Below are 12,938 nucleotides of genomic sequence, written 5' to 3' on the forward strand. Positions count from 1 at the left end.
CGTTATCGCCTTTTCTTTTCAGCCCAAAGCAAACGTTTGCTTTTTGAATAAATCCCTCTATAATCGCGCTCAAAATTTATGGTGTGCACCTTGTCACATCAAACCAACCTGAGTTGACACTGATTAACAGCAATCACAGGTCATAACGTCAACTCCACCCAGCACTCCCATTCAGCGAGCTCTGGGGCAAGAATTATTGCGACTAGCGAGACAAACATGACAACTTCAAACCGAACTTCGGAACTGGTCTATCAGTTAAACGATCGTCCACCACTACCTCAGACCATTTTTGCTGCAATTCAGCACTTATTGGCGATGTTCGTAGCCGTTATTACTCCTTCTCTGATCATTTGTCAGTCTTTGGGTGTGCCTGCAGACCAAACCAATACCATCATCAGCATGTCACTGTTTGCGTCAGGCGTGTCTTCCTTTATTCAAATTCGTACCTTTGGTCCTATCGGCTCTGGTTTGCTTTCAGTGCAAGGCACCAGCTTTAATTTCTTAGGTCCAATCATCGGTGCGGGTCTTTCTCTTAAAGCTGGCGGCGCTGATCTTAGCACCATGATGGCAGCGATTTTCGGTACTATCTTGGTGGCGTCTTTTGCTGAAATCCTGCTATCTCGCGTCCTAGAACACGCACGCCGCATCATTACGCCATTGGTATCTGGCATTGTCGTGACGCTTATCGGCCTGACGCTTATCCAAGTGGGCTTAGTATCAATGGGCGGTGGCTACGCGGCAATGAGCGACGGCTCTTTCGGTAGCCTAGACAAGTTAGCACTCGCCGGTACGGTACTTGGCCTAATCATAATTCTTAACCGTTCAAAGAACCCATACCTACGCGTTGCATCAATTGTAATTGCAATGCTGGTTGGCTATGTCATGGCGTACTTCATGGGCATGGTCGACACATCAACACTGGACCAAACGGACCTCATCGCACTGCCGATCCCAATGCAATACGGCTTAAGCTTCGACTGGTCGCTGTTTATTCCACTAGTTCTGATTTTCTTCATCACGGCACTAGAAGCAATCGGTGACATCACCGCAACGTCTGAAGTTTCCGGTGAGCCAGTGAAAGGTCCGGTTTACATGAAGCGCATCAAAGGTGGCGTATTAGCTGACGGTCTGAACTCAGCGATTGCAGCAGTATTCAACAGCTTCCCGAACTCTACCTTCAGCCAAAACAACGGCATCATCATGCTCACAGGTGTAGCAAGCCGCTACGTAGGTTACTTCATCTCAGGCATGTTGGTGATTCTGGGTCTGTTCCCGGGTGTGGCAAGCTTTGTTCAGCTGATTCCTGAGCCAGTACTGGGCGGCGCAACCATCGTGATGTTCGGCACCATTGCCGCAGCGGGCGTGCGCATTATCTCTCGTGTCGATCTCGATCGCCGCGCAATCCTAATTATGGCACTGTCATTCTCAATGGGTTTGGGCATTGCGCAAAAACCAGAAATTCTGCAATTCATGCCGGAGTTCATTAAGAGTATTTTCTCAACAGGCGTGGCGGCAGGCGGCATCACCGCTATCGTATTGAACCTACTGCTTCCAGAGAAACTGGAAGAGGAAGATGAGCTGGTTGCTCAAGAGGTAAAAGAATCCTAATACCAGTTCCGTTAATAAGATGTTCAAAAAATTGCGCCGGTAAAATCACTTAGAACAAGGCAAAGATTGCAGCTAGCTAGTTACTCTACCTACAAAATCTTTAACACCGTTGTAAGTGATTTTAACCAGCAAGAATGAGCAGATAATTGGTGGAATTGGTATAATCTTGCACTAGGATGATCGGAAAGCCCAACCAAACTTTGGTTGGGCTTTTTTATTGGAATCAGTTGAACGAAGAAAGCTTACTTGGTTGGGAAACTGATTTGCGCGCTTAACCCGCCTTCACTGCGGTTACGCACCACAACCGAACCAGAGTGTTGGCTGACGATACGTTTAACAATGGCTAGGCCCAATCCGGTCCCTTCACTGCCTCGTGCCGTGTCACCACGAGTAAAAGGTTCAAACAAGCGTGCGATTTGCGATTGCTCGATGCCCGGACCATTGTCTTCAACGCAAACCCACACCAACTGTTTGTCGGCGGTGACGCCCGTACTGATTTTCACCCAGCCATTACCATAACGCAGAGCATTAACCACAAGGTTACTCACCGCACGTTTAATTGCGATTGGGCTACCCTTAGCGGTTGGCATCGTAGGGTTGAGGTCAGTTTCGATTTCAACTTCATAGCCCCCTTCCGACGTTGCTACATCACTGGTGATGGTGTTGATATCCACCTGCTCAAACGACTCTTTGTTTACCGGCTTGAGGTAGTCCATAAACTGGCTGATGATCTCGTTACACTCTTCGGTATCACTGATGATGCCTTCGGCTAAGTAACTGTCTTCAGGTGACATCATTTCTGTCGCAAGGCGAATACGCGTCAGTGGCGTGCGTAAGTCGTGGCTGATGCCTGCCATCAGTAGCGCACGATCTTCTTCCAGTTCTTGAATGCCTTTCGACATCTGGTTGAATGCGCGAGTTACAGAGCGGATTTCTGAAGCACCTTTCTCTGGCAATGGTGGCGGAATTTCACCTCGACCTACTCCTTTCGCGGCTTTTTCTAGCGCAATCAAAGGTCGGTTCTGCAAACGGATAAATAGCCAACCACCAGCAATGATCAGAAGTGCCATGATTAAGCTATTGCGAAACAGCGGAGCAAAATCTTCTTCTTGCAGTTCAGAAAGTGGAATACGAATGATGGAGTTCGGCAACTGATCGATGCGCATCCACAGAATGTAGCTCTCACTGCCAAGTAGCAAACGAACTTCCGTTGGTGAGCCAAGCTCTTGCGACATTTCTTCTGACATCAAGTCAATCGACATCGCATGATTGAACTCATTCATCATCTCGCTATCAACGCTATGTACTGTTACTCCAAGATTTTCTAGTAATTGGTGACGCAGAGGTGCATCAGACTTGAGTAAACCATCTTCATCAAGAACCAAATTCAATTCATGAGCAAGAATTTTATTGAACTGTTGCAAACTTGGCATCAACGCGTAATTAAAAACGGCGTAGTAAGAAAAGACTTGGCTAGCGAGAAGCAAAGAAATGAACAGTAAAATGGATTGTGTAAATGAACTTCGGATTCGCATGGAGGATCCCTAATGGACTGTTCCTAGTGAACAACATTAATTGCGAGTTTCCAGCCCTCAAACAGGAAGGAGGCTTGAGGGTGGAATATGAGCAGCCGAGTATCGGCAAACCTTTTATAGCAGATTACGCTTCTTTACCGTCTGGAACGAACACGTAGCCTAAACCCCACACCGTTTGGATGTAGCGCGGCTTGCTTGGATCATCCTCAAGCATGCGGCGTAGACGCGAAATTTGAACGTCGATAGAACGCTCCATTGCCGAGTATTCACGACCACGGGCCATATTCATCAGCTTATCACGTGACATCGGCTCACGAGCGTTGGTCACAAGTGCTTTCAGCACCGCAAACTCACCTGAAGTCAGTGGCATCGCCTCTTCACCACGGAACATTTCACGCGTTCCTAGGTTCAGACGGAAGTCACCAAACTCAACGACTTTCTCTTCCGTGCTTGGCGCACCAGGTAGTTCAACCGTTTGGCGGCGAAGTACTGCTTTAATTCGAGCCAGCAGTTCACGCGGGTTAAACGGTTTTGGTAAGTAATCGTCTGCTCCCACTTCTAGACCAACGATACGATCAACTTCATCGCCTTTCGCTGTCAGCATTAGGATAGGTAGCATGTTGTTGGCATGACGTAAACGACGACAAATCGATAAGCCATCTTCGCCCGGCAACATTAAATCCAGCACCATAAGGTGGAAGTTTTCACGGGTCAGAAGACGATCCATCTGCTCGCCGTTAGCAACACTTCTCACCTGAAAACCTTGCTCAGAAAGGTAACGCTCCAAAAGAGCACGCAAACGAGCATCGTCATCAACCACTAATATTTTATGATTTTCCTGCATTGAAACATCCTTTCAGAGGCATCTATAGTCAAAAATGTATCACTGTTTTTTCAAACGTGCTTGTGCAAATTGTTACTCTTTTTATCTTAGCCACGATTTTGATGGATTATTCCCATGTTTCACCTTGTTTTTCTTCCCTTCACAACAATTTACAGTCAGACAAAATCAAGGCTACTATGATCAACAGAATCCAATAACGGCTGATTTACTTCTAATGAAAACCAATTTAATTACCCGTGAAGGCTACAATCGCCTAAAAACAGAACTCGACTTTCTTTGGAGAGAAGATCGCCCAGAGGTCACCAAAAAGGTAACTTGGGCAGCAAGCTTAGGCGACCGAAGCGAAAACGCAGATTATCAGTACAACAAAAAACGCTTGCGTGAAATTGACCGCCGCGTCAGATACTTACGAAAGCGCCTAGAGCAAGTCAAAGTGGTGGATTACTCACCTCAGCAAGAAGGCAAAGTGTTCTTTGGTGCTTGGGTGGAAATTGAGAACGAAGCGGGCGATGTGAAGAGTTTCCGAATCGTTGGTCCCGATGAAATCTATGGCGATGCAAAAGGTTATATCTCGATTGATTCCCCAATGGCTCGTGCGCTACTAAAAAAAGAAGTCGATGACGAGTTCGCAGTGAGAACGCCGGAAGGCTACAAAGAGTGGTTTATTAACAGCATTCGCTACCAAGCCGAAGAAAACTGATTGAGTTACACGATAAAAAGAAAGCCGCACTTAAGAGTGCGGCTTTTACGTTTTGGATATCAACCTTGAAGGTTACTCTTCGTAGTCAGGCTTCTCGGTCACAATGTAGTTGGTATCGCTGGCAACAATCGCACCGTGCTTCAAGAAGTTCTTACCCAGAATCATGCTGTAATGGAAGCGGCTGCGGTCTTGCAGGTTAACGCGAATCTTCTTCTCTAACTCACCCAACTTGACGTGCATTTCCACTACAGGGCGTACGTTGGCCTTCTCGCCTTTCTTGGCTTTAATGCGCATCACGTCGACAACAGGCTTGGTAAATTCTTTCTTCATGCCGCTGTCATTCTCGTAGGTAAAGCTCACAATGTCTTTGCCATCTTTCTTGAACTGTTTGATGTTCTTGGCATTAATCGAGCTCACATCCGCACCTGTATCCAACTTCACAGGGAATGACATACCTTCCACTTCCGCCACTTCAATATGGCCCGCTTTGAACAGCGGTTTTGCATCCAGCAAATGATCCGCACGAGTATTCAGAAGCACACCACCTTTTGCCATGTTGTGGCCAAAGACAAAAAATGGTTGCTCTTGGTCGTCCTTCTCTAACACATCAATGGCGAAATCAATGGTCTTCTCTTCGTCACCAAATAGGAACTCACCTTCCACTACTGGGCGTACTGAGTCACCTACCTTGAGCTTCTTCAATACGCGTTTAGTGATTTTCTCTTCTTTGCCTTCTGCATTTGGGAGATAGAAGGTCACGACTTCTTTCTTGTCTTTTTCGGTCAATTCAAAACCATCCACACGCATCAGTGGTGTCTTCACCGCAAAAGTGGGATACGCAGACAAGACGTAGCCATCAATATTGACGGATTCCTCTGGCGAGATAACCAGCGGTTTCGATTTCAAGGCACTCTTAAACGACTTCTCAACCCCGCCGAGAAGATTTTCTTTATCGGTATCAATCACAAAGTGCTGGCTTGCAACATCCTTACCCAAGCGAATTTGCGAACTGAACCCACTGCGGTCACGTAGGTACACCAACCATTGCTGAGTCTCGGTTTCGCTCACTTTGACAGGTAAATAAACCAAAGGGCGCTCGCTTTTACTTGTTTTCAGCATACGCACTAATGGCAGAGTCATTGGATGACGTTTACCGTTTTCACCTTCTAAGGTGAACGAAACCTGTTTTTTCTTCTCGTCTACTTTGATATTCAAAGCATGCACATTGGTGTAACGACTGGTGGTTGAGATGCTAATTTTGTATGGCACACCTTCGACTTCAACCGTTTCTTTTTTACCAATCATCTGGGCTTTAGGTTGCTCTTGAAGATAATCGTAGCCAGCAAACACCCACGCATTGTTATCAAGGTAAGTTTTACCAATCAAAATCGGCGCTGAGAATTGAGTACGCTTGGTTAGGTTCACCACGGTGTCCACAGTATGCCCTGCAATGGTCATCGGTATTTTTACCGTCGGGCGCAAAATTGGTTTTTCACTGGTACGGCTACGGATCGCACTGATACGTTCAAGATCATCGGTGATCTTAATTTCTTTACCGGTGTACGGGTGATGAAGAGTGAACGTCACTTTCACTTGATAAGGCTTGAAGCTGTCTGCATCCCACTTCGCTTTAGTTCCTCCAAGGTCATCGATGATTGCCCACATCAACTTGCTATCTTTTAAGTTTTTGTATTCTGGGTTGGTACTGCTTACATGGATGTTTTCTGCGTGCATCGATGTCGTATCGGCACCGGTATCAATTTTACCGATGAACGGCACATCGCTTAGCTCTGGGATGTCGCTGTAATACACGCTTTCAACACGGCCTAGTACCAGTTTGTCATCAAGTTGATAGATTGGATCTTGGGTTGTTGCAGAGAGAGATTGTGACCACGCGAGCGGTGCCGCTAATAAGGCACCTGAGAGCGCCAGAGCCAAAGACATTTTCTTCATCATTGTTTTCCGTGTGAGCTAAGGTACAGGGGTTAGTCGATAACCAAACGTATAAGTTCTCAATTTAATTACAGTTTTGACACAAATCTGACTGATGTCCACCAGCGCTCGGTAAATTTTTGCGTTACTAGTTTAAAACATTGCAAATTCCATGAATGGCCCCAATGTTCTATACACAACCAATACCCAAACAGAATTAAAGAGAATACACGGATGAGCCAAGCTATCTGTCGCATGATTGCTCAAGAGCTGAATGTTCGCCCTGAGCAAGTCAACGCTGCTGTAACCCTTATCGATGACGGTAACACGGTCCCATTTATTGCACGTTACCGTAAAGAGGTGACGGGCGGTCTTGATGATACCCAACTGCGTACTCTAGACAGCCGTCTGTCTTACCTTCGTGAGCTGGACGATCGCCGTCAAACCATCCTGAAGTCGATTCAAGAGCAAGGCAAACTTACGCCAGAGCTAGAACAAGAAATCACTCAGGCAGACAGCAAGACTCGTCTTGAAGACTTGTATCTACCTTACAAACCAAAGCGTCGTACCAAAGGTCAGATCGCGATTGAAGCCGGTCTTGAGCCGCTCGCAGACCAGCTTTGGAATCATCCGCAAACTGAGCCAGAAAGCGAAGCAAGCAAATACCTTGATGCAGACAAAGGCGTGGCAGACACCAAAGCCGCACTGGATGGCGCTCGCGCGATCATCATGGAACGCATCGCGGAAGACGCAAACCTACTGGAGAAAATCCGTAGTCACCTAAACCGCAATGCGGAAATGGGTGCTCGCGTCGTTGAAGGCAAAGAGCAAGAAGGTGAGAAGTTCAAAGATTACTTCAACCACAACGAGCCATTAAGCAAAGTACCATCGCACCGCGCACTGGCGATGCTACGCGGTCGTAACGAGGGCTTCCTGACATTGGCCATGAATGCCGATCCAGAACAAGAAGAAGGCGCTCGCCAGTCTTACTGCGAAACAATTATCGCTGACCACTACGGCGTGACGCTTAGCAGCGCACCTGCGGATACGTGGCGTAAGCAAGTAATTAGCTGGGCATGGCGCATCAAAGTATCGATGCACATGGAAACCGAGCTAATGGGCGCAATGAAAGAGCGCGCAGAAATCGAAGCGATTGAAGTATTTGCCACCAACCTAAAAGACTTGTTGATGGCAGCACCGGCAGGTCCTCGTGCAACACTTGGTCTCGATCCTGGCCTGCGCACGGGCTCTAAAATCGCTATTGTCGATCCGACTGGTAAGGTGCTTGCAACCGAAACCATCTACCCTCACCCACCACAAAAGCAATACGACAAATCAGCGCAAGTCGTTGATCAGTTGGTGCGCAAGTACAACGTGGATTTGATCGCTATCGGCAACGGCACGGCTTCACGTGAAACCGACAGTTTTGTCGCAGACGTCATCAAACGTGGCAACCTGAAAGTTCAGAAAATTATCGTGAGTGAAGCGGGGGCATCAGTTTACTCTGCGTCTGAGCTTGCAGCGAAAGAATTTCCGAATATGGACGTGTCTCTGCGCGGTGCGGTGTCTATTGCCCGTCGTCTACAAGACCCACTGGCTGAGCTAGTGAAAATTGATCCTAAGTCGATCGGTGTGGGCCAATACCAGCACGATGTTAGCCAATCAATGCTGGCAAAACGCCTAGATGCGATTGTGGAAGACTGTGTAAACGCAGTAGGTGTAGACGTGAACACTGCTTCTGCGGCGCTACTGACGCACGTAGCGGGCTTGTCGAGCACCATTGCGCAGAACATTGTCGACTTCCGTGATGAAAACGGTCGTTTCGAAGCTCGCACGACCTTGAAGAAAGTGCCTCGCTTGGGTCCTAAGGCATTCGAACAGTGTGCTGGCTTCCTACGAATCATGGATGGTAAGAACCCACTTGATGCATCTGCAGTTCACCCAGAAGCGTACCCAGTGGTAAAAGCGATTTCTGAAAAGAACAGCAAAGACATCAAAGCACTGATTGGTGATTCAAACTTCTTAAAAGGTCTGCATGCTGTCGATTACACTGACGATAACTTCGGTGTGCCAACCATTACTGACATCATCAAAGAACTGGATAAACCGGGCCGTGACCCACGTCCAGAATTCAAAACGGCGACGTTTGCAGAAGGTGTAAACTCAGTTTCTGACTTGGAACCGGGTATGATCCTAGAAGGCGTAGTATCGAACGTAGCCAACTTCGGTGCCTTCGTTGATATCGGCGTTCACCAAGATGGTCTAGTACACATCTCTGCACTGACAGATCGCTTTGTGTCTGATCCACGTGAAGTGGTGAAGGCGGGCGACATCGTTAAAGTGAAAGTAATGGAAGTGGACGTGCAGCGTAAGCGTATTGGTCTGTCGATGCGTATGAACGACGAACCGGGTCAAGACAACCGTAGCCAACGCTCATCAGCAGCGCCGCGCCTTAATAACCAACCGCAGCGTCGTCAACCTCGCCGTGATGACTCGTCATCTAACAACGCGATGGGTGGTGCTTTTGCCGCAGCGTTTGCTAAAGCGAAAAAGTAATCTCGCCTAGGCTTCACTACTAATAACGAGACTTCACCACTAACGAGTTTTCACAACTAACGAGTTTTCACAACTAAAAAGAAAACGCTCCAATCAGTGAATCTGCTTGGAGCGTTTTTGTTTGAGTAGGATATTGAGTCGTCATAATACTGCTATCACTTCTGACGGTGTATGGGGCGCGACCGAGTGACCATAATGAAACTTAATCACCTTCCTGCGCTTTTCCATCAATCCCTCTTTGACCGCAGCATCCAAAATGCGCTTAGGTAATCGAAAGCGTATCGCGTAGCCCTTACCCTGATCTTCGCTGTAACTCTTGAGCGCAAGCAAACCGAAGAGACGCTCTAGCGTGTCTTCAGGTTCTTCGTGATAACGGGTATCCACCTCGGGTTCCACTTCGTAACCTGGATGCTCCGATGGGTCCCACGAGGATTGGCGTCGCCGCTTCTCATCACTTTTTACTTTGCGCTCCGCATTGGTTTTTGCCAATGCGACTGTTGGCGTGACAGGTTCTCGGACTTTATTGTCACGAGCAGCTTGTTCCGTCTGCACATTAACGGATGGGGCGATCAGTGGCACGCTTACGTTAGCCGGTGACACAATCATTGCGAACCCTCCTCAGAGTCGCCCAACTCGTCAATACAGCAAACTCCTCCTACAAGAAGAGTTTACTAAAACTTATATCGACCAATTTTTAAACAGCTTTAGGGTTTTATTCGCTTAGATTTGTAGACTCGCTAATTAAGCGGCAAATTCTCGCACTTGAAGACAAAACGCTTCATGTTCGGTCATGAACGGCGCGTGGGAAGATTGGTTGAAAACAAACTGCTGAGAACTTGGCAACTGCTCACTCAAGTCACTTGCCACTTTGATTGGCACTAAACCATCAAGTCGACCATAAAGGCGTAGCATCGGCATAGAAAGGGAAGCCAAAGCATCGCGCAAATCCACATCGGCAAGAATGTTCAAACCAACCAACAATGAATCAGGGTTTGGTTGCGGACGCGATAGTACCGCTTGTTTGAGTTGTTTAACGTCTTTGCGCGCAGACGGGCTGCCCATCGCTTGCAGCGCCATAAAGCGCTCGATAGTGACCGAGAAGTCTTCCAGCAATTGATCGGTGAATGCGGTCAATACGTTAGGTTGAATGCCACGCCAAGGACGTTCAGCAGAAAATTTTGGTGAACTGGCTACCGTGATTAATTTGCTCACACGGTGCGGTGCATTAAGTGCAATGTGGGTTGCCACCAAGCCACCTAGTGACCAGCCAAGCCACACTGCTTTTTCTGGCGCGTCTTGCAGAACAAGGTCAGCGATTTTTGCTAAGTCTTCGGCGTGAGATTCTGCGCTGTGTCCGTACCCCGGAAGATCGACCACATGCACTCGGAAATAAGGTTGAAGAGACTCGACCGTCTGCTGCCATACCGCACCATTCATGCCCCATCCATGAAGCAACACTAAATCTGGTCCTTGACCAAACGACTGCCAGTGTAAATTCGTGCTCATGTTCTCGTTCTCTCCCACTTATCTTATTCCTTACTAGACATTCCAAGCTTTAATCTGATGACTCGCTCACCTTGGATGGATTGTATGTTATCTGATCAATGGCAAAACATCATGCACCGTGTACTTGGCAATCAATGCGGTTTGTGTCGATTTCCGATTTCCGCTGAACAGAAACCAAACCCAATGCGTTGGTGCGACCATTGTTTTGAACACCTTACACCCATCAAACGGTGCACTCGCTGTGGTTTAAAAATGACAGAGAAGGCGTCACAAACCTCCACGGAGTGCGGTGAGTGCCTGAAAGAGCCACCGCCTTGGCAACGTTTGTATACGTTGGGAGATTATGATTTCCCCCTTTCTCATCAAGTACAACGTTTTAAGGATAATGGTGAATCTTGGCATGTTACCGCCCTAACTCAATTGTTAGCGGAACGAATCGAGCATCCTGCCCCTATCATTACTAGTGTCCCTTTGCATTGGCAACGTTACTTAAAGCGAGGATTTAATCAGAGTCATGTCTTAGCGACACATTTAGCGCACCACTTGAATAGCAACTATCGCAATCGCGTTTTTAAACGCGTCAAAAGCGCACAATCTCAACGTGGAAATAAAAAAGCAGGTCGCGAGCAAAATTTGAAAGCAGCATTTGCCCTACACGGTGAGGTAAACTTTTCCCACATTGCTATCGTGGACGATGTTGTCACAACAGGCAGTACCGTCCGACAATTATGTCATTTACTACTTGAAGTTGGCGTAGAAAGCATCGATATTTACTGCATCTGCAGAACTCCTGCCCCTGGTTCAGGCTAGATCGCTTGGCAATGCCTTAGTATCAAAAAGACTAGACCAAGGCGGTAACAGGAGTAGAATAGCAGCAATAGCCTACAAATTTACTCAGGTATTCGTCGTGTCAAATATTACTATTACAGAAACTGCGCAAACGCATTTCGCCAACCTTTTAGGCCAACAACCTGAAGGTACTAACATTCGAGTTTTCGTTGTAAACCCAGGAACACAAAACGCAGAGTGTGGCGTGTCTTACTGCCCACCAGAAGCCATTGAAGGCACTGACACCGAAATCCCTTACAGCGGTTTCTCTGCTTTCGTTGACGAGCTAAGCCTACCTTTCCTGGAAGATGCTGAAATCGATTTCGTAACAGACAAAATGGGTTCTCAACTGACGCTAAAAGCACCTAACGCAAAAATGCGCAAAGTGTCTGACGACGCACCTCTAGTAGAGCGTGTAGAGTACGTAATCCAAACTCAAGTGAACCCTCAGCTAGCAGGTCATGGTGGTCACGTAAACCTTGTTGAAATCACTGACGACGGTATCGCTATCGTTGCATTCGGTGGCGGCTGTAACGGCTGTTCAATGGTTGATGTGACACTAAAAGAAGGCATCGAGAAAGAACTACTGAACCAATTCATTGGTGAATTGACAGCGGTTCGCGACGCAACAGAACATGACCGTGGTGATCACTCTTACTACTAAACGTTCAAAAGAACTCGGCTTTGAGAGCCAGTAAAAGTGTACATTGACGAAAAATGGGAGGCGTTTGCTTCCCATTTTTGTTTTCAATCGAACGAAGCTGAATCATCACGCTAGAAACTCGAGCCTTCTTCTCATATATTAAGAAATCTCATTAGCTTTAAAGCGTCAACGACACATAGGAGCCGGCGTTATGTCGAAAAGGACCCCACCAGAGATACTCTCTTGTCAGACGGTCGCACAATCTAAACTGTTTGCCGTGGAAGCCCTAGACCTTCGCTTCTCTAATGGTGAGTTGCGTACCTACGAGCGTATGAAGCCAAGTGGGCTCGATGCTGTAATGGTTGTTCCTGTTACGGAGCAAGGCGATTTACTGCTCGTACGCGAATACGCAGCAGGCACAGAACGCTACGAGCTCGGCTTTCCAAAAGGTTTGATTGACCCAGGGGAGACTCCGCATCAAGCGGCAAATCGTGAGCTTAAAGAAGAAATTGGTTTTGGCTCTAACGCGCTAACACCACTCAAACAAGTCATCCTTGCTCCTTCTTATTTCTCCAGCAAGATGACCTTGTTCTTAGGACAAAGCCTTTACCCAGAAAAACAAGAAGGTGATGAGCCAGAGCCATTAGAAATTGTTCGCTGGCCACTCGCTCAAGCCGAAGAATTATTAACGCACTTGGATTTTTGTGAAGCAAGAAGCATCACGGCGTTGATGTTGGCACTAAAACACTTACAAAACACCACTCACAACCAAAACCAATAACGGTC

At 47.3% G+C, this 12,938-nt stretch carries 11 protein-coding genes; 6 read left to right on the forward strand and 5 right to left on the reverse strand.

Going from position 1 to position 12,938, the window contains the following annotated elements:
• Positions 1-216: 216 nt before the first annotated feature.
• Entirely contained in the window at positions 217-1,608 is a 1,392-nt protein-coding gene (locus tag C1S73_RS09780) for a uracil-xanthine permease family protein (RefSeq protein WP_038870093.1), read from the forward strand.
• A gap of 242 nt (positions 1,609-1,850) precedes the next feature.
• Here C1S73_RS09780 and envZ read toward each other — a convergent pair whose 3' ends face one another.
• Together envZ and ompR are read right to left on the reverse strand one after the other, a co-directional pair.
• Complete coding sequence (gene envZ / locus C1S73_RS09785) at positions 1,851-3,143, reverse strand: two-component system sensor histidine kinase EnvZ (protein WP_038870091.1); 1,293 nt, start codon at positions 3,141-3,143, stop codon at positions 1,851-1,853.
• Positions 3,144-3,267: 124 nt separating this feature from the next.
• A complete protein-coding gene (ompR, locus tag C1S73_RS09790; protein ID WP_038870089.1) occupies positions 3,268-3,987 on the reverse strand; it encodes an osmolarity response regulator transcription factor OmpR in 720 nt (239 codons plus the stop codon).
• A 214-nt stretch (positions 3,988-4,201) separates the two neighbouring features.
• On the opposite strand from ompR, the gene greB reads away from it, so the two are divergent.
• On the forward strand, positions 4,202-4,687 hold the full coding sequence (gene greB / locus C1S73_RS09795; protein WP_038870087.1) for a transcription elongation factor GreB: 486 nt from the start codon (positions 4,202-4,204) through the stop codon (positions 4,685-4,687).
• 72 nt (positions 4,688-4,759) lie between these two features.
• On the opposite strand, the gene C1S73_RS09800 is transcribed toward greB, so the two are convergent.
• A complete protein-coding gene (locus tag C1S73_RS09800; protein WP_095760562.1) occupies positions 4,760-6,643 on the reverse strand; it encodes a putative ATP-dependent zinc protease in 1,884 nt (627 codons plus the stop codon).
• 210 nt (positions 6,644-6,853) lie between these two features.
• On the opposite strand from C1S73_RS09800, the gene C1S73_RS09805 reads away from it, so the two are divergent.
• Complete coding sequence (locus C1S73_RS09805; RefSeq protein ID WP_038870083.1) at positions 6,854-9,175, forward strand: Tex family protein; 2,322 nt, start codon at positions 6,854-6,856, stop codon at positions 9,173-9,175.
• A gap of 141 nt (positions 9,176-9,316) precedes the next feature.
• On the opposite strand, the gene C1S73_RS09810 is transcribed toward C1S73_RS09805, so the two are convergent.
• Together C1S73_RS09810 and bioH are read right to left on the reverse strand one after the other, a co-directional pair.
• Complete coding sequence (locus tag C1S73_RS09810; protein ID WP_038870081.1) at positions 9,317-9,781, reverse strand: hypothetical protein; 465 nt, start codon at positions 9,779-9,781, stop codon at positions 9,317-9,319.
• A gap of 135 nt (positions 9,782-9,916) precedes the next feature.
• A complete protein-coding gene (gene bioH / locus C1S73_RS09815) occupies positions 9,917-10,681 on the reverse strand; it encodes a pimeloyl-ACP methyl ester esterase BioH (protein ID WP_038870125.1) in 765 nt (254 codons plus the stop codon).
• Positions 10,682-10,765: 84 nt separating this feature from the next.
• Between bioH and C1S73_RS09820 the strand changes: the two genes are divergently transcribed.
• From C1S73_RS09820 to nudE, 3 genes are all read left to right on the forward strand, one after another.
• Positions 10,766-11,491 (forward strand): amidophosphoribosyltransferase, encoded by a 726-nt coding sequence (locus C1S73_RS09820; RefSeq protein WP_038870079.1) that lies wholly within the window; start codon positions 10,766-10,768, stop codon positions 11,489-11,491.
• Between the two features lie 97 nt (positions 11,492-11,588).
• Positions 11,589-12,173, forward strand: a complete 585-nt coding sequence (gene nfuA, locus C1S73_RS09825) for a Fe-S biogenesis protein NfuA (protein WP_038870077.1) — start codon at positions 11,589-11,591, stop codon at positions 12,171-12,173.
• A 190-nt stretch (positions 12,174-12,363) separates the two neighbouring features.
• Positions 12,364-12,933, forward strand: a complete 570-nt coding sequence (gene nudE, locus C1S73_RS09830; protein ID WP_038870075.1) for an ADP compounds hydrolase NudE — start codon at positions 12,364-12,366, stop codon at positions 12,931-12,933.
• Positions 12,934-12,938: the final 5 nt, after the last annotated feature.

The sequence above is a fragment of the Vibrio jasicida 090810c genome (assembly GCF_002887615.1).
Taxonomy (GTDB): Bacteria; Pseudomonadota; Gammaproteobacteria; order Enterobacterales; family Vibrionaceae; genus Vibrio; species Vibrio jasicida.

Excerpts from the sequence above, each read along its gene's own strand:
- C1S73_RS09820 (WP_038870079.1), top strand. The coding sequence starts at position 10,766 with ATGTTATCTGATCAATGGCAAAACATCATGCACCGTGTACTTGGCAAT.
- C1S73_RS09805 (WP_038870083.1), top strand. The coding sequence starts at position 6,854 with ATGAGCCAAGCTATCTGTCGCATGATTGCTCAAGAGCTGAATGTTCGC.
- C1S73_RS09780 (WP_038870093.1), top strand. The coding sequence starts at position 217 with ATGACAACTTCAAACCGAACTTCGGAACTGGTCTATCAGTTAAACGAT.
- nudE (WP_038870075.1), top strand. The coding sequence starts at position 12,364 with ATGTCGAAAAGGACCCCACCAGAGATACTCTCTTGTCAGACGGTCGCA.
- ompR (WP_038870089.1), bottom strand. The coding sequence starts at position 3,987 with ATGCAGGAAAATCATAAAATATTAGTGGTTGATGACGATGCTCGTTTG.
- envZ (WP_038870091.1), bottom strand. The coding sequence starts at position 3,143 with ATGCGAATCCGAAGTTCATTTACACAATCCATTTTACTGTTCATTTCT.
- bioH (WP_038870125.1), bottom strand. The coding sequence starts at position 10,681 with ATGAGCACGAATTTACACTGGCAGTCGTTTGGTCAAGGACCAGATTTA.
- C1S73_RS09810 (WP_038870081.1), bottom strand. The coding sequence starts at position 9,781 with ATGATTGTGTCACCGGCTAACGTAAGCGTGCCACTGATCGCCCCATCC.
- C1S73_RS09800 (WP_095760562.1), bottom strand. The coding sequence starts at position 6,643 with ATGATGAAGAAAATGTCTTTGGCTCTGGCGCTCTCAGGTGCCTTATTA.
- greB (WP_038870087.1), top strand. The coding sequence starts at position 4,202 with ATGAAAACCAATTTAATTACCCGTGAAGGCTACAATCGCCTAAAAACA.